The sequence below is a fragment of the Rhodococcus sp. NPDC080181 genome, assembly GCF_040702225.1.
GTDB classification, from domain to species: domain Bacteria; phylum Actinomycetota; class Actinomycetes; order Mycobacteriales; family Mycobacteriaceae; genus Rhodococcoides; species Rhodococcoides fascians.
Genome location: NZ_JBFBKN010000019.1, coordinates 1 through 21,359 on the forward strand (window position 1 = coordinate 1; position 21,359 = coordinate 21,359).

Annotated in this window: 19 protein-coding genes and 1 riboswitch; of the genes, 5 read left to right on the top strand and 14 right to left on the bottom strand. The window is 64.9% G+C overall.

All coding sequences use genetic code 11. The features are described 5' to 3' along the window. Positions 1–129 precede the first annotated feature (129 nt). Positions 130–759 carry a lipocalin family protein gene (locus AB0O58_RS19945; RefSeq protein ID WP_080729391.1) on the bottom strand — a complete coding sequence of 210 codons (630 nt, stop codon included), beginning with the start codon at positions 757–759 and terminating at the stop codon, positions 130–132. Then, the gene (locus AB0O58_RS19950; RefSeq protein ID WP_230073745.1) at positions 756–2,810 is read right to left on the bottom strand and encodes an MMPL family transporter; all 2,055 of its coding nucleotides are present in this window, start codon (positions 2,808–2,810) and stop codon (positions 756–758) included. The genes AB0O58_RS19945 and AB0O58_RS19950 overlap by 4 nt, the downstream gene beginning before the upstream one ends. Before the next feature lie 147 nt (positions 2,811–2,957). On the opposite strand from AB0O58_RS19950, the gene AB0O58_RS19955 reads away from it, so the two are divergent. Together AB0O58_RS19955 and AB0O58_RS19960 are read left to right on the top strand one after the other, a co-directional pair. Continuing rightward, positions 2,958–3,437, top strand: coding sequence for a MarR family winged helix-turn-helix transcriptional regulator (locus AB0O58_RS19955; RefSeq protein WP_032371734.1), 480 nt, complete (start codon positions 2,958–2,960; stop codon positions 3,435–3,437). Between the two features lie 217 nt (positions 3,438–3,654). Beyond that, entirely contained in the window at positions 3,655–4,056 is a 402-nt protein-coding gene (locus tag AB0O58_RS19960; protein ID WP_051365044.1) for an STAS domain-containing protein, read from the top strand. Between the two features lie 143 nt (positions 4,057–4,199). Here the strand turns inward: AB0O58_RS19960 and AB0O58_RS19965 are convergent, their stop codons facing one another. From AB0O58_RS19965 to pruA, 4 genes are all read right to left on the bottom strand, one after another. Further along, the gene (locus tag AB0O58_RS19965) at positions 4,200–4,388 is read right to left on the bottom strand and encodes a hypothetical protein (protein ID WP_027495777.1); all 189 of its coding nucleotides are present in this window, start codon (positions 4,386–4,388) and stop codon (positions 4,200–4,202) included. A 232-nt stretch (positions 4,389–4,620) separates the two neighbouring features. Beyond that, positions 4,621–6,516 carry a DUF222 domain-containing protein gene (locus tag AB0O58_RS19970; protein ID WP_366238671.1) on the bottom strand — a complete coding sequence of 632 codons (1,896 nt, stop codon included), beginning with the start codon at positions 6,514–6,516 and terminating at the stop codon, positions 4,621–4,623. A gap of 63 nt (positions 6,517–6,579) precedes the next feature. After that, the gene (locus AB0O58_RS19975; RefSeq protein ID WP_032374212.1) at positions 6,580–7,524 is read right to left on the bottom strand and encodes a proline dehydrogenase family protein; all 945 of its coding nucleotides are present in this window, start codon (positions 7,522–7,524) and stop codon (positions 6,580–6,582) included. Then, positions 7,521–9,170: an L-glutamate gamma-semialdehyde dehydrogenase gene (pruA, locus tag AB0O58_RS19980; RefSeq protein WP_283348582.1), complete on the bottom strand. Its 1,650-nt coding sequence runs from the start codon at positions 9,168–9,170 to the stop codon at positions 7,521–7,523. Before pruA ends, AB0O58_RS19975 begins: the two co-directional genes overlap by 4 nt. A 100-nt stretch (positions 9,171–9,270) precedes the next feature. Between pruA and AB0O58_RS19985 the strand changes: the two genes are divergently transcribed. After that, entirely contained in the window at positions 9,271–10,842 is a 1,572-nt protein-coding gene (locus AB0O58_RS19985) for a CdaR family transcriptional regulator (RefSeq protein WP_283348581.1), read from the top strand. Here the strand turns inward: AB0O58_RS19985 and AB0O58_RS19990 are convergent. The 8 genes from AB0O58_RS19990 to AB0O58_RS20025 form a co-directional block, all read right to left on the bottom strand. Next, positions 10,827–11,852 carry a LacI family DNA-binding transcriptional regulator gene (locus AB0O58_RS19990; RefSeq protein WP_222067280.1) on the bottom strand — a complete coding sequence of 342 codons (1,026 nt, stop codon included), beginning with the start codon at positions 11,850–11,852 and terminating at the stop codon, positions 10,827–10,829. The genes AB0O58_RS19985 and AB0O58_RS19990 overlap by 16 nt on opposite strands. Positions 11,853–11,925: 73 nt before the next feature. Then, complete coding sequence (gene mmsB, locus AB0O58_RS19995; protein WP_027495782.1) at positions 11,926–13,254, bottom strand: multiple monosaccharide ABC transporter permease; 1,329 nt, start codon at positions 13,252–13,254, stop codon at positions 11,926–11,928. Then, a complete protein-coding gene (gene mmsA, locus AB0O58_RS20000; RefSeq protein WP_057473943.1) occupies positions 13,251–14,789 on the bottom strand; it encodes a multiple monosaccharide ABC transporter ATP-binding protein in 1,539 nt (512 codons plus the stop codon). The genes mmsB and mmsA overlap by 4 nt, the downstream gene beginning before the upstream one ends. A gap of 8 nt (positions 14,790–14,797) precedes the next feature. Continuing rightward, positions 14,798–15,934, bottom strand: coding sequence for a multiple monosaccharide ABC transporter substrate-binding protein (chvE, locus tag AB0O58_RS20005; RefSeq protein ID WP_032374214.1), 1,137 nt, complete (start codon positions 15,932–15,934; stop codon positions 14,798–14,800). A gap of 198 nt (positions 15,935–16,132) precedes the next feature. Next, positions 16,133–16,936 carry a hypothetical protein gene (locus tag AB0O58_RS20010; RefSeq protein ID WP_027495785.1) on the bottom strand — a complete coding sequence of 268 codons (804 nt, stop codon included), beginning with the start codon at positions 16,934–16,936 and terminating at the stop codon, positions 16,133–16,135. Between the two features lie 32 nt (positions 16,937–16,968). Beyond that, a complete protein-coding gene (locus AB0O58_RS20015) occupies positions 16,969–17,283 on the bottom strand; it encodes a multidrug efflux SMR transporter (protein ID WP_027495786.1) in 315 nt (104 codons plus the stop codon). Between the two features lie 13 nt (positions 17,284–17,296). Then, positions 17,297–17,360: riboswitch (guanidine-III (ykkC-III) riboswitch) on the bottom strand. A gap of 45 nt (positions 17,361–17,405) precedes the next feature. Continuing rightward, on the bottom strand, positions 17,406–18,140 hold the full coding sequence (locus tag AB0O58_RS20020; protein WP_032367519.1) for a TIGR03943 family protein: 735 nt from the start codon (positions 18,138–18,140) through the stop codon (positions 17,406–17,408). Continuing rightward, a complete protein-coding gene (locus tag AB0O58_RS20025) occupies positions 18,137–19,087 on the bottom strand; it encodes a permease (protein WP_230598169.1) in 951 nt (316 codons plus the stop codon). The genes AB0O58_RS20020 and AB0O58_RS20025 overlap by 4 nt, the downstream gene beginning before the upstream one ends. 151 nt (positions 19,088–19,238) lie before the next feature. Here AB0O58_RS20025 and AB0O58_RS20030 point away from each other — a divergent pair, with 151 nt between their 5' ends. Then, positions 19,239–19,946, top strand: coding sequence for a response regulator transcription factor (locus AB0O58_RS20030; RefSeq protein WP_027495789.1), 708 nt, complete (start codon positions 19,239–19,241; stop codon positions 19,944–19,946). Positions 19,947–19,972: 26 nt separating this feature from the next. After that, entirely contained in the window at positions 19,973–21,355 is a 1,383-nt protein-coding gene (locus tag AB0O58_RS20035; protein WP_082519284.1) for a HAMP domain-containing sensor histidine kinase, read from the top strand. The last annotated feature ends 4 nt before the right edge of the window (positions 21,356–21,359 follow it).

Below are 21,359 nucleotides of genomic sequence, written 5' to 3' on the forward strand. Positions count from 1 at the left end.
TAACCCTTCGCCACCAACACATTGTCCCGCACCACCGACAATGGGGTGCCTCGACACTCGAGACACCCCACCATCAAAATGCAACAGCCCCTCTGCGGCACATAACCACGCCACTGCGGCTCCGCCGCACTACACGGTCGAGAGCTGCTGAATCGTCGTCGCGCCGCCCGGGGTGGGCGTCGTGGTGATGAAGTTGGAGTCGTAACCCAGCGATTCGACGACGCTGCGGATCTCGCGGAACTGCTCGACGCTGACGTCGGGCGTGCGCTTGAGCACGAATCCGGACGTGCGGTTGGGGCTTCCGACGAAAGCCCATGAGTAGTCGTCTGCGATGTAGGCCACGATGTAGTTGGTCGGCCCCTCCTGGCTCTCCTGCGTGGGGACGCCCGGGAAGCTCACGTGCAGTTGGGCTTTGGTGACGGTGTCGTTGACCCGAGCATTGCCGACGATGCGGTTCTCGCCGCCGGTCCAGGTGGTGCAGGTGTTCTCGACGCGAATGTTGAATTCGTCGATCATCTGGTAGTTCGCCTGCGTGTCACGGGCGCAGATCAGGTTGAACGGCTGCGGCACCGCGGCAACCTGGTTCCAGGTGCCCAGGTACCGTTCGACATCGAGTGACGGGATCGGAGCCAGTGGATCGAGACCGACCGACCCCAAAGGGCCGACCGGTTGCGCTTGCGCCGGGGCCGCGCCGAGCAGGGCGCCTGCTGCGACTGCTCCTGCAATTGCGGTGCGGCTCAACATCGTACGTACCTTCATGAATTTCGCTCCTTGGTTGCGGTCGTCTCGTTGTCGATCGTGCTCGGCCACCAAATCCCCGGGCCGATGAGGGTGAACAGGGCGGGAATCACGACGGTGCGTACCACGAAGGTGTCGAGCAGAATGCCCAGGCCGACGATGATTCCCAACTGGGTGAGGGTGATCAGCGGGAGGACGCCGAGGACGCAGAACACTGCTGCCAGAACGATTCCCGCGCTGGTGATGACGCCGCCGGTGGCCGAGACCGCCCGCACGATCGCAGATCTGGTGCCGTGCCGAACCGTCTCCTCCCGGGTCCGGGTGACCAGAAAGATGGTGTAGTCGACACCGAGGGCGACGAGAAACAGGAACGCGAACAGGGGAGTGTTGTCGTCGAGCGCGGGAAAGCCGAAGACGTGCAGGCTCACCCAGCTACCGATACCGATGGCGGCCACGGCACTCAGGACCGTGGTGGCGACGAGAATCAGCGGTGCGACGACGGCGCGAAGCAGTATCAACAGCACGAGTAGAACGACCGCCAGGATCGCCGGGATCACCACGAGCCGATCGCGGGCGGCAGCGTCGGTGGTGTCGAGTGCTTTGGCGTCGCTGCCGCCGACTCGTGCGTCGTCGACACCCGCAAGGGTGGACCGAAGGTTCTCGACGACGGTGAACGATTCGTCGGAGGCGGGGGCAGCGTCGGTGACCACCGACAGCCGGGTCAGTCCGGTACCGGAATCAGCGACCCGATCCACCGAGACGACGCCGTCGACGTCCCGGACGGTGGCGACGACGCCGTCGATATCCGAGGTGGGTGCGAGAACCGTGATCGGGTCTGCGGATCCGGCCGGAAAGTGTTGCGAGAGAGTGTCGAATCCTTCGACGGATTCGGCGGTCACCCGGAATTGCTCGGTCTGCGACAGCCCGATCTGTGTGCCGACCAAGGCCGCGCAGCAGGCGAGCAATACGGCGATGGTGATGGAGGCGGTCGCCACCGGACGACGAGCGACACCGGCGGCCACCGAATGCCAGACGCCCTCGGTGGTGGTATCGCGATCGGACGGCTTGGGGACGAAGGGCCAGAACAACTTCGGGCCGCACAGTGCCAACAACGGAGGCAGTACGAACAGCACGAACACCGATGCGACGACGAGGCCGGCCGCGGCCAGCGCTCCCAAGCTGCGAGTGCTGGGGAGGATGGCCAGCAACAGAGTCAGCAGTGCGAGGACAACGGTGGCATTGCTGGCGAGGATGGCCGGTCCCGCGTTCCGGACGGCGTGGCGCAACGCGAGCCGGTGATCGGACTCGCGGCGGAGTTCCTCGCGGTAACGAGAGATCAGCAGCAGGGCGTAATTGGTGCCTGCGCCGAACACGAGCACGCTGGTGATCCCCGAGGTCGAGCCGTCGAACGACAGCCCGGTCGCCTCGGCGAGGGCCGTGCCGACGGTGGAGGCGAACCGATCGGCGAAACCGATGACGGCAAGCGGAACCAACCACAGAATGGGCGATCGATAAGTGGCGATGAGGAGCACTGCCACCACGAGTGCGGTGACGGCGAGCAACGTGAAATTGGCCCCGGAGAACGAGTTGGCGATGTCCGCTCCGAATGCCGGCCCGCCGGTGACCTGGGCGTTGAGATCGGACGGTAGGCCGACCGTCGCCGCGGATCGGAGGCTTGTGATCAGGTCGTTCAGGGTGAAGCCGGACAGTTCCGAGTTCACCTGAACGAACGCGATTGCGGCCTTCCCGTCCGGTGCGACGATCGGAGGGGGTCCAGGTTCGTCGGTCACCGACCGGTCGACGGTGAGCAGCCTGGCCTGCGCAGCAGCGGCTGCCTCGATATCGGCCGGGGTCAGGTCACCGCCATCGACGCGGCTCAGAACGAGGATCACCGGTGCGGTGTCGGAGTCCGGGAACTGGGAGAGCAGCTCGTCCACCTGGTACGACTCGGCGGATGTCGGCAAGGAGTTCGGCGACTGACCGGCAGAATCGTTGCTACCGACGAGCCCGATCACGGCAATCGAGAGAATAAGAATGGCGAGGGCGAGCGCCCACGATCGACGATGCGTCACGGCCGCGGCGATGCGGTCCCAGGCTGCGGTGGTCTCGGTACTGGTGCTGTCCACGAAGAAACAATCTCATTTACTTAGATATTAAGCAACTGAATCTCTTGCGGGCAGTAGTCTGACCATGACCGCAGCGAAGGAGTTACCACCGCCATGACCGACCGAAACCACCTCGAATCCGCGATATCGGCGGACCTTCGGGCGCTGTCATCGGTGTCGGAACAGATCGGTCAGGTATTCGGTGCGTTGCACAGCTTGCGGCCCAACGACTTTCGCGCTCTGCTGCATGTGATGGTCGCCGACGTCGAGGGCGCGCCCCTCACCGCGGGTGAGCTCGGCACGATGCTCGGACTGTCGTCCGCGGCGATGACGTATCTGGTGGAGCGGATGATCGCGTCCGGTCATATTCGACGCGAATCCGACGCGTCGGACCGACGTAAAGTCATACTTCGCTACGACGAGCACGGTATGGAGGTTGCTCGCGGGTTCTTCGGACCACTGGGAGCGCGCACCAGCGCTGCGCTCGAGGACCTACCGGATTCGGATCTCGACGCTGCCCACCGAGTGTTCGAAGCGCTCATCGGAGCCATGCGCGAGCATCACGCCGACCTGGGAAACAGCACCCGCACGTAGCCCGCGTTCGCATCGGGATGTTCGAACCGCTGGTGGGGGCCCGCATTGTGCCAATGCTGGACTCCGAGCGTGCCGGTGCCGTAGGGTTGGCCGTGGTTGAGCTAACAGCCGGTCACGGGGAAACGCAGCGAAGTGTGCGCCCGGGTCAGGCGAAGAATTCTGCTCCCGTTGCGTAGATCGGTTTCCCCTTCAGTTCGACCGATCGATGGGATCTGCCATGAGTGTTGAATCACGAGGCAACAAAGTTCGAACCACTTCGGTGAGCGTCGCGGAGAAGTCCGTGTCCGTTGCAGCAACCGGAGCCATCTTCACCGCGCACGACGGCACCGACGGTTCACTCGTCGTCGCCGTCCACGGCGACATCGACATGCTCAGCGCGCCGATGTTCTCCGATTTCGTCTGCAGTCGCGTGTCCAGCAAACGGCATCTGACTCTCGACCTGTCCAATGTCGAGTTCTTCGGCATCGCCGGACTCTCCGTCTTCGATGCAGTTCGTGAATACACGGCTGGCATCGGTGCTTCGTGGTCGATCGTGGCAAGCCGATCGGTGACCCGCCTGCTGCAGGTTGCCGACCTCGAGTCGACGATTCCGACCTCCCGACCGACGACCGACCAATAGAACTGGCGGCGACATCGCCGCGACAAGAGGTGGGCAGCTCCTGCACAGGGTCTGCCCACTGTCGTTTGCCGTCCCCCCGCACAACGATCGGGCGGTCCCGCGAATCACTGGGACCGCCCGATTGTCGTGTGAAAGCACAAGGTCTAGTCCTTGGTGCCTTCCGAGTCGCTGAAAAATGCCCAGTCGCCGTCGTGCTCGACTTCGAGGCGCCAGCCCAGCTCCTCGTTGTCGGCGCGGCTGTCCTTGAACCAGGCGTGCGCGTCCTCGGAACTGGTGATGTCCTTGGTGGCGACGACGGTTCCGTGCGGGTCGATAACTCTGTAATTTGCCATGCGGTGAGGGTGCCCCGATGTTGCGCAACCTAACCCAGCCGCATCACCGGCACCGGCCGCTAAGAGAAGCGGAAGCCAATGCCGCGCACTCCGGATAGAGCTGGGCAGAAGCCGGGGCTGGGTAGTAAGGCCGGGTTGTGTGGGAGGGCCGGGTTGTGTGGGGACGGCCGGGCTGTGTGGGAGGCGAGGCTGTGTTGAAGGCAGAGCTGTGCCGTGGTGGTGGTGTGGGTCGTCAGGCGGGTTGTCGTGGTTCTTCGTCGCCGGTGTCGCGGGTGTTGTCGTTGTGCTGGTCGGGTGGGTAGAGGACTTCTTCTGGGTGGTGTGCGTGGTTGATCAGCCCACGGCGTGTGGGGTCCATTCCGGTCGGTGGGTGCCACAGGGTTCTGCCCGGATAGCGATGTCCTGCTGTGGTTTTGGTGGTGGCCCACTTTCCGGGTCCGGTGCCGACGTGTGCGTGGTGCATGTCGCATCCGAAGGTGACGGAGTCGATGTCGGTGGGTCCGCCCTCGACCCAGTCGTCGAGGTGGTGGGCTTGGCACCAGGTCGCGGGGCGGGTGCAGGAGGGGAAGCTGCAGCCGCGGTCGCGGGCGATGAGGACGATGCGTTGGTCGGCGGAGGCGATGCGTTTGGATCGGCCGAGGTAGAGGGCTCTGCCGTTGTCGTCGAAGATGGTGAGGTAGTGGTGGGCGTGCGAGGCCATGCGGATGGCGTCGCGGATCGAGACGCGGGATCCGGTGGCGGTCATGGCGTAGCCGCAACCTGATTCGAGGTCTTTCGAACTCATGGTGACGATGGCGGTGACGGGCAGCCCGCGGTGGGTGCCGAGGGTGCCGGAGGCGAGGGTGTGCCGGAGCGCCATCTTCAGTGCATCATGACGGCGTTCGTTCTGGGTGCGTCGATCCCGCGCGGCGGCAGCGTCGCGAGCAGCGGTGTCCGATGCGTCGGCGTCGGTTTGGCCGCCGGGTTCAGCAGTGCTGTCGGAGCCGGCATCGTCGTTGGTGTCGTTGGTGTCGTTGGTGTCGGGCGTGCTGTGTGGCGTTGTGCCGCAACCACAATCGCTGCTGTCGGTGTATTCACCCTCACCGCGGTCTTCGCCACTGCGGTCGTCGCCACTGCGGTCGTCGTGACCGTAGAAGTTGGCACCGTTGTCGTCGGTCCCATCCCACAGGTATTCGTCATGCGATCGAGCATCGCTCGATCCTGCCTCGTCGGGCATCGGCCCGGGCTTTGGCGTAGCCGTACTGCCGTCCTCGCCGTCGTCCCTGTCCCCGCCGCCGTCCTCGTCGCCGGTGGTCTCATCCTCGTGGACGATCGATGTCGGGTCTGCAGGATTGTTCACTCCCGGTTTCGCGGCTTTCGAGAACAGGGCTTCGAGGTAGGCGCGTAGTTCGGAGTCGACGCAGAACGTCCCCTCGGACATCCCGTCGGAACCCTGCTCACCGAGGTAGAAGAACGCATCCCGTTTCCGTGGCCTCGGCTTCGCGTTCTTGTCCTCGTCTTCGTCTTCGTCCTCGTCGAAGTCGCCGTCGGGGTCGAGGATCGAGTCCAGGTGCGCCACCAGTGGCGCGAAGTCGTCGGGCCGCCTCGTCGAGGCGAGACCCACCAACTGCTGTTCGGCGCGATCGCGGGTCTGCGGATCGACACTCGACGGCAGATGCTTGAAGAATTCGCGGATCATCTGCACGTGCTGGGCACCGAGCAATCCTGCCCGCACCGCAGCAGCGGTGTGCGGCAACAAAGGCGGTAGCGGTTCGCCGGACAGTGCGGTGCGGTCACCCAACTCCGCGGCCAGACGTACTCGCGCCCCGGCCGCGCGTGGGGTGATCCGCAGCATCCATGCCACCGAACACGGCACCGACCCCGGATAGACATCGAGGCCGTGCTGCGCGATCAGCTCGTTGAGCCAGGTGTGCGAATACGCCGTCACAGACCGCGACACAGTGTCCATGCGTTGGATCACCGCACGCCGGTCGGCATTCGACCACGACACCGACGCCTGCCCCACCAACTCCGCGACCGCCGACTCCACCGCCTCGACCAACCCAGCCAAGACAGGGTCGGACACGACGGGGGCAGGCGGCACCGTCTCGATGCCGTCCACCCCTGATCCGCCGTCCCCCGAAAGCATGAACAGAATCTACCGCGACCCACCGACACACTTTCGAACACACGTTCATCGATCCGAGGGAAGTCAGTTGCGTGAGATCAGCGACCGCGCGAAGAACATCAGGTTGGCCGGCCGCTCTGCAAGTCTGCGCATGAAGTAGCCGTACCACTGCTCGCCGTAGGGCACGTAGACACGCAAGTGCTTTCCGGCGTCGACCAGTCGTCGTTGTTCCTGGTCGCGGATTCCGAACAGCATCTGAAACTCGAAGTCGGCTGCGGACCGTCCGGCGTTCGAGGCGAGTCGCTCCGCCGCCTCGATCATCTCGGGATCGTGGGAGGCGACCATGGGGTAGCCGCTGCCGTTCATCAGCACTTCCAGGCACCGTAGGTAGGAGTCCGACACATCCCGTGCACCCTGGAACGCCACCGACGCCGGCTCGTTGTACGCGCCCTTGCACAGGCGGATGCGAGATCTCGGTCCGGACAGCTCCCTGCAGTCGGCCTCGGTTCGTTTCAGGTACGCCTGCAGCACCGTGCCGAGATCGGGAAAGTCGTGCCGCAGTTCGCGCACGATGGACAGGGTCGAGTCGGTGGTGGTGTGGTCTTCGGCGTCGACGGTCACCCACACTCCCGCCGCTGCTGCGGCGGTACAGATCTCGCGCGCGTTCTCGAGCGCGAGCGTCCGGTCGATTCCCTGACCGAGGGCCGAGAGTTTGAGCGATACCTCGAGCGCGGTCTCGGCGGTACTACGCGTCGAAAAGCGTTGTATCAGTGACAGGTACGACTGCACGGTGGCCGTCGCCTGTGCGCGGTCGGTGGTGTCCTCGCCCAGATAGTCCACCGAGACGAATCGTCCCGACGCCAGCAGGGCATCGACGGCGGTGACCACGGCGGGCTCCGATTCACCAGCGACGAAGCGGTCGACGAGCGATCGGGTGGCACGCAGCCGCGTCACGGTGGCCTGCAATTTCGGTGAGCGTGCGGCCGCCAGCAGAGCCGGCCGCAGTGGGTTGCTCAGCACTGTGGTCATCGTGTGCCCTCGCCTTCCTGATGGGGGTAGCCGTGTGCGGTCGGCGGGACGAACGTTTCCTTGACCGTGCGTGCCGATGCCCAGCGCAACAGGTTCTGCGGTGAGCCGGCCTTGTCGTTGGTACCCGACGCACGCGCTCCGCCGAACGGTTGCTGACCCACGACCGCGCCGGTGGGCTTGTCGTTGACGTAGAAGTTTCCGGCGGCGAATCGCAGTGCCGAATGGGCCTGCTCGACGGCCGTGCGATCGGTGGCGATGACGGCACCGGTCAGTGCGTACTTCGATCCGGTGTCGACGGTGCGGAGTACGTCGGCATAGGCGTCGGGCCGGTTGTCGTCGTAGACGTGCACGGCCAGAATGGGGCCGAAGTACTCGGTGGTGAAGGCTTCGTCGGTGGGGTCGTCGCCGAGAAGAACTGTGGGAGAAACGAAGTATCCTTCCGTGTCGTCGCACGTTCCACCGGCGGCGATGGTCAGACCGGTCACGGATTTCGCGCGGTCGAGCGCAGCTGCGTTGCGGTCGAACGCTTTTCGGTCGATGACGGCACCGCCGTAGTTCGACAGGTCGGTGACGTCGCCGTACTTCAGGGCCGACACCTGCTCGATGAACCTCTCACCCATGCGAGCCCACAGCGACTTCGGTACGAATGCTCGCGAAGCGGCCGAACACTTCTGCCCCTGGAAGTCGAAGGCACCGCGAATCATGGCTGTGGTCAACACGTCCGGATCGGCCGAGCTGTGCGCGACGACGAAATCCTTGCCGCCGGTCTCGCCGACGAGCCGCGGGTAGGAGTGGTAGTTCGAGATGTTGTTGCCGACCTCGCGCCACAGCGTCTGGAAGGTCGCAGTGGATCCGGTGAAGTGGATGCCCGCCAGGCGTGGATCGGCCAGGGCTACTTCGGAGACCATCGGACCGTCGCCGAGGACGAGGTTGATCACTCCCGGCGGCAGACCTGCCGCCTCGAGCAACTGCAGCGTCAGGTACGCGGCGACTGCTTGGGTGGGCGACGGCTTCCACAACACCGTGTTGCCCATCAGTGCGGGCGCTGTGGGGAGGTTACCGGCGATGGCGGTGAAGTTGAACGGTGTGATCGCGTAGACGAAACCCTCGAGCGGGCGGTACTCGACGCGATTCCACACGCCCGGGGCCGACACCGGCTGATCGGCGAGGATCTGTCGTGCGAACGCGACATTGAACCGCCAGAAATCGATCAGCTCGCACGGTGCGTCGATCTCGGCCTGGTAGGCCGACTTGGACTGCCCGAGCATCGTTGCGGCAGCAATCCTTTCGCGCCACGGACCCGACAGCAGATCGGCCGCGCGCAGGAACACTGCAGCTCGCTCGTCGAACGGAAGATCGCGCCAGGCCGGTGCAGCTGCGGTCGCTGCGGAGATCGCGTCCTGCACGTCCCGGTGCGTTGCCTCGGCGAAGCTACCGATGACCGAGGCGTGCTTATGGGGTTCGACCACATCGGTATCGGTGCCGGCGGCGTCGCGGTGGACACCGCCGATCACCTGATGGATGCGGACGGGGTTCGCACGCAGTTCGTCCAAGCGGATGCGCAGCCTGGCGCGCTCGGCGCTTCCGGGGGCATAGGTGTTGACCGGCTCGTTGACCGGGGTGGGAACTGATGTGACCGCGTCCATGGTGGCTCCTCGCACTCGGGTGTGTGCTGCTCATTGAAGTCGCATCGACAGCCCGTTCAATCAGCTCATCGGCCAAAGAATTCGTGGTGTACTTGTCCGCATGGCCAACACCGTGACGCTGCGTTCTCTCCTGACGTCGCTGCACAGCGCAGTGGTCGAGCTCGTGGTCGCTCCGGTGGGAACCGAGATCACCGTCGAGTCCGTGGCCCTGCTCGACGGCGACGACCTTCGTCGACCACCGGGAACGGCTGCCGATCTGACCCTGCTGGTCGGCGTCACCGAGACCGATGCGCTGCGTTGGTTCGACGATCTGGCGTTGCGTCCGGTGGTCGACAGGCCCCTTGCGGTGCTGACCAAGGTGGCCGACTCGACCGCGTTGGCCCACGCTGCCCGAGAGACCGGAATCGCCTTGGTCGCGGTACACCACCAGACCCGCTGGGAACTGCTGCTGTCGACGATGCGCGGGGTCCTCGATCAGTCACGCTCACCGGCCTCGGACGACGGGCTGTTCGGAGCGGACACCGATCTGTACGAGCTGGCGCAGACGGTTGCGTCCTTGACCAAGGGCATGGTGAGCATCGAGGACGAGCGCTCGCACGTATTGGCGTACTCGGCATCGGACGACTCGGCCGACGAGTTGCGGACCCTGTCGATCCTGGGGCGAGAAGGACCGGCCGACTACCTTCGCCGTCTGCACGAGCGCGGGGTGTTCGACCGACTCCGCCGTACCGACGACGTCATCGACGTACCGGCCGATGCCGAACTCGGTATTCGTCGACGCCTTGCCGTCGGGATACGTCGAATACGCGGCGCAGCAACAACACTGGGAACGATCTGGGTTCAGGAAGGCGCGCGTCCGCTGTCGGTGGACGCCGATGCGGTGTTGCGCGGAGCGTCGGCGGTCGCCGCCCGGCTGATCACCCGCATCGCGAACGCCCCGACCAACGAGGCGCTGCAGATTCAGCGACTGCTCGGCGCGCGGGGTGGCGGCGTGGACATTCCGTCGCTGGCCGCGGCGCTGTCGATTCCGACCACGGGGACGGCCGCGGTCGTCGGATTCGCCGCCTGTGGTGAATTCGACATCACCGGTCTGGCTCCGTCGATCCGGTTGCACGCCAGCGCATTCAGGCGAGACTCGCTGGTGACCGTCATCGGCGAGAGAATCTACGTACTGTTCTCCGGAGCTGCGTCGGGGACGGCGATTCCGGTGTGGACCGCAGATGCCGTGTCGCGCATCGAGACTCGAACCGGACTGTGCTTGCGCGCTGCGGTGGCCGCGCCGATCGCCGATCTCGACGGGGTGGCCGCAGCCCGGTTCGAGGTCGACCGAGTATTGGACGCGACCACCGGCGACGTTCGCGTCACCACGCTCGCAGAGTCGAGAACGTCTGTGCTGCTGGGTGAGATCGTCGACATCATCTCGAATCACGAGCAGTTGCGGGACCCGCGCATCGCAGCGCTGGATCGGTACGACGCCACCCACGACGGCGCGATGCGCGAGAGCCTCGAGACGTATCTGGCGTGCTTCGGTGACGTGCGTGCGGCAGCGGAGAGGCTGCACATTCACCCGAACACGGTGCGCTACCGCATCCGGCGCGTCGAGCAGATTCTGGAGTTGGATCTGTCGGATCCGGACGCGCGATTGTTGGTGGAGATTCAGCTGCGGATGTGAGCGTCACGGGCCTCGGCAGTGCTGGACCGGATCACCAGGCTCGGCTCGATGCGCGAGCGACGGGTGCTGCGGTTGCCGGAATCGATTTGGGCCAACAGTATTTCGACACTGCGGATGCCGACCTCGCTGAATTCCTGACGGATCGTCGTCAGGGGAGGGGAAAAGAACTCCGCGTCGGGAACGTCGTCGAAACCGACCACGCTGACGTCCGTCGGAACTTTTCGGCCGTGCACTTCGAGGGCGCGCAACACCCCGAGCGCCATCGCGTCGTTTCCGGCGAACACCGCTGTGACATCCGGGTTCTCGGCCAATCGGCAGCCGGCCTCGAAGCCGGACTTCGCGGTCCAGTCGCCGGCGAGAACGAGTGGCGGTTCGACACCGGCCTGCTCGTGGGCCGAGCGCCACCCGATGACGCGGTCGGCCGCCTCGTACCAACCCGAGGGGCCTGCGACGTGCCAGACGGCGCGGTGACCGAGTGAGAGCAGATGTGTGGTGGCGGACTGCGCGCCGGCGACCTGATCGACCGAGACGACCGCCAGATCGCCGGCAGGCGATCCTTCGACGGCCACCAGTGGCAGTTCGGCGGCCAACTCGGCGATGTCGCCGCCGTCGGTGCTCAACGGCGCGATGACGACGACGCCGTCGACGCCCTGTTTCTGCAACCTGCGCACGCAGGTGCTGATCGCCACCTCGTCGAACGAGGTGGGGACGCCGACGACGACGGAGTATCCGGCCTGTCGTGCGGCCTGTTCGACGCTGTAGAGCGTCGACACCGGCCCGTACAGAGCGTTGCCGGTGCCGACGATCCCGATGGTGCTGCTGCGGCCGGTGACCAGAGCGCGAGCTGCGGTGTTCGGCCGGTAGCCGAGCTCAGCGATCGCCTGCTCGACCCTCGTTCTGGTCGCCTCGGTGACGTTGGGATGGCCGTTGATGACCCGAGAGACGGTCTGGTGGGACACGCCCGCGAGCCGAGCGACGTCGGTCATGGCCGGTCCGCGGGTCGGCGTCATCGCACGCATCCTCCTTCGGTGGTCGAACACCATCTCAGCATGCCCGGACCGGATCGGCGCGTCACCGCCCGGATCACGTCGTTTTCGTCATCGATGCAGAGGTCGGCGGTGCGGGCTTTCCGGGCTCGCCGGGGGAGAACATCTCGGCGGGTACCGGTACGCCCAGGTAACTGGTGGGGGACGCGGCTTTGTCTCCCTTGCCGCCCTTACCGCTCGCCGCACGACGCTTGGTCCAGATGTCGAACGCCACGGCGGCGAGCAGCACCAGACCCTTCACCAATTGCACTCTCTCGCTGGGTGATCCGATCAGCGACATGCCGCTGTTGATCACGGCGATGATGAGTCCACCGGTCAACGCGCCGACGATGCGGCCGACGCCGCCCTGTACGGCTGCGCCACCGATGAACGCCGCCGCGATGGCGTCGAGCTCGAAGCCGTTGCCCGCAGTAGGACCGGCCTGGTTGAGGCGTCCGGCGAAGATGATTCCGGCCAGAGCCGAGAGGACACCCATGTTGACGAAGATCCAGAACGTGACCGGCTTGACCTTGATACCGGACAGGGACGCGGCGTGAATGTTGCCGCCGATGGCGTACACGTGCCGACCGAATACGGTCTTGCCGGCCAACGTCGAGTAACCCATGACCAACACGGCGAGCAGGATCAGCACGTACGGCAGGTTCTTGAAGCGAGCCAACTGGACGGCGATCGCAAGCACGAGAGCGGCGGCGAACGCCATCTTGATCAGGAACAGCGGCATCGCGTCCACGGTCTGGCCGTACTTCTGCCGGCCCGTTCGAGAACGCCACTGGCTGAACACGATTCCGGCGACCGCGAGAATCGCGACGAGCAACGTGAAGATATCCGCCCCACCCAACGGCCCGAGTCCCACATTGCCCATGAAGCCGGGTAGGAAGCCGTTGGACAGTGTGCGTACCGGTCCGGGGAACGGCCCGATGCCCTGGTTGCCGAGGACGATGAGAGTCACTGCGCGGAAGACGAGCATTCCTGCGAGGGTGACGATGAACGCGGGAATGCCGAAGTACGCGACCCAATAACCCTGCCAGGCACCGATCAGGCCGCCGACGATCAACGTGATCAGCACCGCCAGTGGCCACGGTACGTTCTGTTGGACCATGAGGACACCGGCGATGGCTCCGGTGGCCGCCACCACCGATCCGACGGACAGGTCGATATGGCCGGCGATGATGATGACGACCATGCCGATGGCCAGAATGAGAATGTACGAGTTCTGCACCACCATGTTGCTGATGTTCTGCGGCACCAACAGCTGACCTCCGGTCAGCACGGTGAAGAGCACGATGATCAGCGCGAACGCGATGAAGATTCCGCTCTGTCGGAGGTTTCGCGTGAGCAGCCCCCGAACGGTCGACAGCTGGTTCATCGAAGTACTCCTGTTCCACGGGTCATGAGATGCATGAGAGATTCCTGGGTTGCGTCCTCGCGGTCGACCTCACCGGTGATCCGGCCGGCGGACAGCGCGTAGATCCGGTCGCACAGACCGAGAAGTTCCGGAAGTTCGGACGAGATCACCAGCACTGCCTTTCCGGCGTCGGCGAGTTGGTTGATGATCGAATAGATTTCGAATTTCGCGCCGACGTCGATTCCTCGCGTCGGTTCGTCGAGGATGAGCACGTCGGGATCGCTGAAGATCCATTTGCTCAGCACGACTTTCTGCTGATTGCCGCCGGAGAGTTTGCCGACCACGGCGGAGACGTTCGGTGCCTTGATGTTCATGCTCTTGCGGAAGCCCTCGGCGACCTTGTATTCCTGGTTGGCGTCGACGAAGCCTCCCGTCACCAACTTGTCCAGCGCCGCGGTGGAAATGTTGCGCTTGATGTCGTCGATCAGGTTCAGCCCGTACCGTTTCCGGTCCTCGGTGGCGTACGCGATGCCGTGATGGATGGCATCGTTGACGGATTTGACGTGAATTTCCTTGCCGTACTTGTAGAGCCGTCCCGAGATGTCGATCCCGTAGCTTCGGCCGAAGACGCTCATGGCCAACTCGGTACGGCCGGCACCCATCAACCCGGCGAGGCCGACGATCTCACCGCGCCGCAGCGTGAGGTTCGCCTTGTCGACGACGGTTCGGCCCTGCTGGGTCGGACTGTGCACGGTCCAGTCCTCGATGCGCAGAACTTCCTCTCCCACAGTCGATTCGTGGGGCGGAAACCGGTGCTCGAGATCGCGGCCGACCATCAGTGAGATGATGCGATCCTCGGTGACGTCCGGGTCTCGCATGTCCAGCGTCTTGATGGTCTTGCCGTCCCGAATGATCGTGGTCCGGTCGGCAATGGCCGCGATCTCGTTGAGCTTGTGCGAGATGATCACGCACGTGATGCCCTCGTCCCGTAGACCGCGCAACAGATCCAGCAGATGTGCGGAGTCGGAATCGTTGAGTGCCGCAGTGGGTTCGTCGAGAATCAGCAGGGTCACGTCCTTGGACAGTGCCTTGGCGATCTCGACGAGTTGCTGCTTGCCGACGCCGAGATCGCTCACGACGTTGACGGGATTCTCCCGCAGCCCTACCCGGTTCAGTAGGGCTGCGGCCTCGGAATTCGTTCGGTTCCAGTCGATGAACCCGCGCTTGGACCGCTCGTTGCCGAGAAAGATGTTCTCGGCAATGGAGAGATGCGGACTCAGTGCGAGTTCCTGATGGATGATGACGATGCCCTCGGCCTCGCTACTCCGGATGTCGGAGAACGAGCGCTCTCGACCGTCGAACACGATGTCGCCGTCGAATGTGTCGTGAGCGTACACACCCGACAACACCTTCATGAGCGTCGACTTGCCTGCTCCGTTCTCGCCGCAGATCGCGTGGATCTCGCCGCGATTCACCGAGAGAGTGACATCCTGTAGCGCCTTGACGCCGGGAAATGTTTTGGTGATGCCGCGCATCTCCAGAATCGGGCTCGTCATCGCCGAACTCACTTCAACTGATCCTCGGTGTAGTAGCCACCCTCGACGAGCAGCTTCTCGTAGTTGTCCTTGTAGACGATCTCGGGCTGCAGCAGGTACGCCGGAACGACCTTCTCGCCGTTGTCGTAATCGGTGGTGTTGTTGGTCTCGGGAGTTTGACCGTTGAGCATGGCCTGAGCCATCTGGATCGTGACCTCGGCCAGCTGGCGCGTGTCCTTGTAGATCGTGGAGTACTGCTCACCGGCGATGATCGACTTGACCGACGGCACCTCGGCGTCCTGTCCGGTGACGACCGGGTAGGGCTGACCGGCGGTTCCGTAGCCGTTGCTCTTGAGCGCGGACAGAATTCCGATCGACAGACCGTCGTACGGGGAGAGCACGCCCTGAACCTTCTGGCCCGAGGAGTACGTCTTGGTCAGCAGGTCTTCCATGCGCTTCTGTGCCGTCGCCGGATCCCAGCGCAGGGTGGCAGCGGTTCCGAAGTCGGACTCGCCACTACCGATCTTCAGAGTTCCCTTGTCCAGGTACGGCTTCAGGGTCTCCATGGCACCGTCGAAGAAGAAGGTGGCGTTGTTGTCGTCGGGCGAACCGGCGAAAACCTCGATGTTGAGCGGGCCGGCGGGCGCGTCGGCCTTGTCGGTGCCGTCCTCGTTCTTCAGCCCGAGGCCGACCAACAGTGAGGTGGCCTGGTCGACGCCGACCTTGTAGTTGTCGAACGTCGCGTAGTAGTCGACGTCCGGGGAGTTGCGGATGAGCCGGTCGTAGGCGATGACACCGATGCCGTTGTCCTTGGCTTCCTGCAGCTGGGTGGTGATGGCGGTGCCGTCCACCGAGGCCACGATCAGCAGCTTCGCGCCCTGGGTGATCTGGTTCTCGATCTGGTTGACCTGGGTGGGAATGTCGTTCTCCGCGTACTGCAGGTCGACCTTGTATCCCTGGCCCTCCAACGCGCTCTTGAGGTTGTCGCCGTCGGCGATCCAACGGGCGGAGGACTTCGTCGGCATGGTGACGCCGATCAACGCACCTGCGGTGCTGCCGCCCTCGGCCGGAGCCTCGTCTGCGGTCTTGGTACTCGATCCGCACGCACCGAGCGTGAGGGTGAGGGCCACCGCGGCCGTAGCCACGGATAGCTTTCGAAACTTCATCGTTTCTCCCTGTGTTGTGAGGTAGACCGTGAAGCGGAGGCCGTCGGGTGGTCCCGTGTGGTTCGCATCACATCAAAACGAAAGTGTGAGCGATAACATCGGCATTGTCAAAGTTTTCTTTTTGCACCCCACGTGAGCAGTGTGAGCGCTAACATTTGTCGCCTACGACTCTCGGCGAAGCGCCGAAGTTGCGGCCCGTCAGTGCAGCTCGTGCACCGACTGCTTACCGCTCTTGAGCCAGCGGCTCGGCAGCCGGCCGACCAGCTCGCCGAGTGGATGCACCGCCGCCGAGAGGATCTCCACGGAATCCTGCAGGATGTCGATCGAGATACTCATACGCTCGATGTTCGGAGCCACGGACGTCAGCGTCTCGGAAAGTTTGACCAACTGGTCCAGCGGCCCGCCCTTGGCCGTCAGACGCTCGACGGCACCGTCCTCGGCCAGCATCGTCTCGAGGATGCCGTTCTCCGCGATGGCCCGTTCGATCAGACCGTCCTGACGCGTCAACACCTCGAGCGGACCGTCCTTCGCCGTCAGGCGCTCGAGGGGGCCGTTGGTGGCGGTGATCCTGTCCAGTAGACCGCCCTCGGCGAGCAACCGTTCGAGCGGTCCGTCCTCGGCGAGCAGTCGGTCCAAGGGTCCGCCGGGAGCGAGAATGCGTTCGACCGGCCCACCCGGAGACAGCAGGCGCTCGAGCGTGCCGTCCTCGGACGTGAGTCGATCGACGACGCCGCCCTGGGCGAGCAGGCGGTCGAGTGGCCCGCCCTCCTTCAGGGCGTTGCCCAGCGCGCGATCGTCGGAGGTGAGCTGGCCGAGCTGGGTGAGCAGCTGCATCGTGCCGCCGCGCGGATTGGCGAGCGACGCCACTCCGGCCGTGCCGGACGCGCCGGTGGCCAACGCCATCCTGGTGGTCGCCAATGCGACCTCTGCGACGCCGATCGCCTGCTCGGCGATGGCCAAGCCGGCCCGTGCGGGCAGTGTGATCGCTGACACCCAGTTCATCGTTTTACTGTAACTGCTTGTAGCCGGGAAAATCAGTGAAGAACCTTCAGGCCCACAACGCAGCCGACGATGCCGACCAGAAGTACGACTTTGAGGAACGACGCTGCTTCGGCACCGGTGATCATCGCGTACGCCACGGTCAAGGTGGCACCGATTCCCACCCACACCGCATACGCGGTTCCGGTGGGCAACGACCGCATCGCGACCGCGAGACCGATCATGCTGAGCACCACCGCGACACCGAAAACTACCGATGGTCCGAGCTTGGAGAAGCCCTCGGACTTTCCGAGCGCAGTCGCCCAGATCGCTTCGAGAACGCCGGAAACGACGAGAATCAGCCATGCCATGAGAAATCACCTCTCGGCACCGTCTTGTCGCTGTTCGGGTACGGCGCGCCTCGTCCGATTGTCGGAAGTGACCTGTACGACGGTACCAATTTTTCTTCGGCGGGGACGCGAATTTTCCGGTGTCAGTACGCGTACGTGTTCGTCGGCGGGTCGATGCGCCGGGCCGTCGAGACCGTCATCGTGGGGGTGAAGGCGGTGGCTTCGGTCGCGGTCGATGCGTCGACGGTGCCGGTGAGCTGCAGCCAGGATCCGTCCGGAACATCCTCGAGGACAGTCGAATTGGAGTCCAGATGAATTCGGATGGATCGTGCGTCGGCCGCGCAGCAGATGATCAGGACACGGGCGAGGTCGAGGCCGTCGGTTGTGCCGTCGACGCGCGGCGACCCACCGTTCGCGGTCGCCACGGCGAATCCGGTGACACTGATCTCCCGGCCGTCGAGGCTGTCCTCCGAATCTCGGACGGCCCGCTGCACGACGTCGAGCAACGGGACGTCCGGTGCCTGCCCGTCGGGTAACGGCGGGAAGGGTGTCTTCTCGTGGGTCGAGACGGCGTCCACGGATCGGTCGCCGACCGCCGAGACACCGAGCGCGGGTGGGGCGACGAGGAGGATCACCGCAATCGGCACGAGCAACAGCCAGTATGGGCGCGCGTCGTGATCGTGACCGTCCGTCGGCCCACCGCGCCGGATGTCGGCGACGATCGAGGCTGCCGCGAGGACGACGATCAGCACGCCCGCGATCAGCAGATACGGATGCAGTGACGGTTTGACGTACCGGACGAAGCTGCCGTCGAGCGAGATCTTCACGATCGCTCCGCCGAAGAGGAACAGCAGGACGTTCTGCACCTCGCGTTTCATCGCGCGCCGATCAGGAATCCGCCGACGACCGAGGCGCACACGATCGCCACGACGAAGGTCAGTGGTGCGAAGCGGACGACGAAACCGCGCCCGAAGCTGCCTGCCTGCATCGCCATCAACTTCAGATCGACGGCCGGGCCGACCACCAGGAAGACCAGGCGCGGGAGCAGCGGCAGCATCGACATACTGGCCGCGACGAACGCGTCGGCCTCCGAACACAGCGCCAACAGAACCGCCAGTACGGCCATCACCACGATGGCCAGCAGCAGCTGACCGGCCAGGTGCTCGTACACCCGATCGGGAATCACCAGGTGCAGGGCCGCGGCCGCCGCGGCACCGAACACCAGAAACGCCCCGGCCTGCAGCAGGTCTGCACGAGCCGACTCGCGGAACGTCTCCCACTTCGAGCCGTCGTGATCGTGACCCCGATCCGCCAGCCGCGCGGTGATCCACTCGGCCTTACCGAATCGCGTCCACAGCCAGCCCATCACTACGGCGGTGGCGAGCGAGGCGAGGAACCGGGCGAGAACCATTGCCGGCTCACCAGGAAAGGCCACCGCAGTCGACACGAGAACGACGGGGTTGATCGCCGGTGCCGACAGCAGAAATGCCAGAGCCGCCGACGTCGGCATTCCCTGGTCCATCAACCGCCGGGAGACGGGAACAGCACCGCACTCGCACCCGGGCAATGCCATCCCGGCGAGTCCGCTCACACCGACGGCCGCGGGCTCGTTCTTCGGGACCACACGTCGAAGCACGGCCGGGGAGACGAACGCGGCGATGCCGCCGCTGACGAGCACACCCAGCACCAGGAACGGCGTCGCCTGCACGAAGATCCCGGTGAAGACGGTGGCTCCGGTTCGCAGGGCAGGGGAGGCGGCGACCCACTCGGCGAGGTACGGACCTGTCGCGATGCCCAACACGAGCAGAGTTGCGAATACGTGCATGGAAGTGACCGTCGGCCTGCGCCTCGGGCGGCGATCGGTGTTCGCAGGGAGCATCGCGCTCCATCATGCCCTCTCTTGGGGCCCCTCTCTGTCGGGGCTCACAGCAACCTCACAGCGAGAGTCCAGCGGACGAGCAGCAACGCGCGCGATGATGGACACCGTGAGCGAAACCCCCGAAGCGCGTGTACTGATCGTCGACGACGAACCGACCATCGTCGAGCTGTTGGCGGTCAGTCTCAAGTTCCAGGGATTCGAGGTCGCGACGGCGTCCTCCGGCCCCGAGGCCCTGGACAAGTCGCGTACCTTTCGGCCCGAGGCACTGATCCTCGACGTCATGATGCCGGGCATGGACGGCTTCGGTCTGCTGCGCAGGCTGCGTGCAGACGGAGTGGATGCTCCGGCGCTGTTCCTGACAGCGCGAGATTCCGTGGAAGACAAGGTGACCGGTCTGACGCTCGGCGCGGACGACTACGTCACCAAGCCGTTCAGCCTCGAGGAAGTGGTGGCTCGGCTCCGGGTGATTCTGCGCCGGTCCGGTCGGACCGAGGAGACCGAATCGTCCCGAGTCGCGTTCGCGGACATCGAACTCGACGACGACACCCACGAGGTGTGGAAGGCAGGCGAGCCGGTCTCGCTCTCGCCGACCGAGTTCACGCTGCTGCGGTACTTCATGGTCAATGCCGGAACGGTGCTGAGCAAGCCGCGCATTCTGGATCACGTGTGGCACTACGACTTCGGCGGTGAGGTGGGAGTGGTGGAGTCGTACGTGTCGTATCTGCGTCGTAAGGTCGACACGGGCGATACCCGATTGATCCACACGTTGCGGGGCGTCGGCTACGTCATGCGGCAGCCGCGGTGACCGGCCTCCGCTCACGGCTGGGGGACATCCCGCTGCGCTTCACTCTGGTTGCGGCCCTGCTGCTGTTGGTCGGGCTCGGACTGCTGGCATCGGGTGTCGCGGTGACGTCCTCGTTGGAGACGTCGTTGATGCGTCGCCTCGATCAGCAGTTGGTCGAGGCATCTCGGGGGTGGGCGCAACCGGACTCCCGCCCACTTCCACCTATAGGCGAGCCCAATCCTGGTCGCCCGCCGTCGAATTTCTACGTCCGGTCCGTGGCGAACGACGGCACCGTACGGGGACCCATCAACGATGTGGCAGAAAGTGTTCCGGATCTATCCGGTGTCACCGCCGATCGCCCGACGACGGTCGGCTCCGAGAGCGACCCAGGGAAACAGTGGCGCGTGTTGACGGTGACCAACAGTGACGGATCCACCACTGTGGGAATTCCGCTGGGTCCCAATCAGCAGACCGTCAGCCGACTGATGGTGCTCCAGTTGTACATCGGAGCAGCGGTATTGGTGGTGTTGGGTGTGGTGGCGTACTTCGTGGTGCGGCGCAGTCTGCGGCCGTTGCGTGAGGTGGAGACGACGGCAGCTGCGATTGCCGCAGGCGATCTGCACCGGCGGGTGCCCCACCGCAGCGAGAGAACGGAAGTCGGTCGACTGTCGGCGGCATTGAACGGAATGCTCTCGCAGATACAGCGGGCGTTCGCAGCGACCGCCGCCTCGGAAGAAGCGGCGCGGGCGTCCGAGGATCGGATGCGCCGGTTCGTCGCCGACGCCAGCCACGAACTGCGGACTCCGCTGACGACCATCCGGGGATTCGCCGAGCTGTACCGGCAGGGGGCGATGAGCGACATCGCATTGTTGATGACGCGGATCGAGGGCGAATCGGCGCGCATGGGACTGCTCGTCGAGGATCTGCTCATGCTCGCGCGACTCGATGCCCAGCGTCCCCTCGAGGTACGTCAGGTCGACGTGCTCACCATCGCCGCCGATGCCGTGCACGATGCGAAAGCCGTCTCGCCCGCACGCGACATCTCGTTGAAGGTATCGGCAGGACCGGGTATTCCGGAGGTCGCCGGCGACGATGCCCGGCTGCGTCAGGTGTTGGCCAACCTCGTGGGGAACGCAGTGCGGCACACGCCCGAGTCCGCGTCGATCACGGTGTGCGTGGGCACCACCGAGGAGTCGGTGGTGCTCGAGGTGCAGGACACCGGCCCCGGGCTGGGCGAGGAGGAGGCAGCTCACGTCTTCGAGCGGTTCTATCGCACCGACTCGTCCCGGACCCGTGAGAGCGGGGGCAGTGGGCTCGGCCTGTCCATAGTCGCAGCCCTGGTCGCCGCCCATAACGGGACCGTGGACGTGCGAAGTACTCCCGGCGCGGGTGCCACGTTCCGGGTCGAACTACCCAGGGCTGCAGACTGATCCG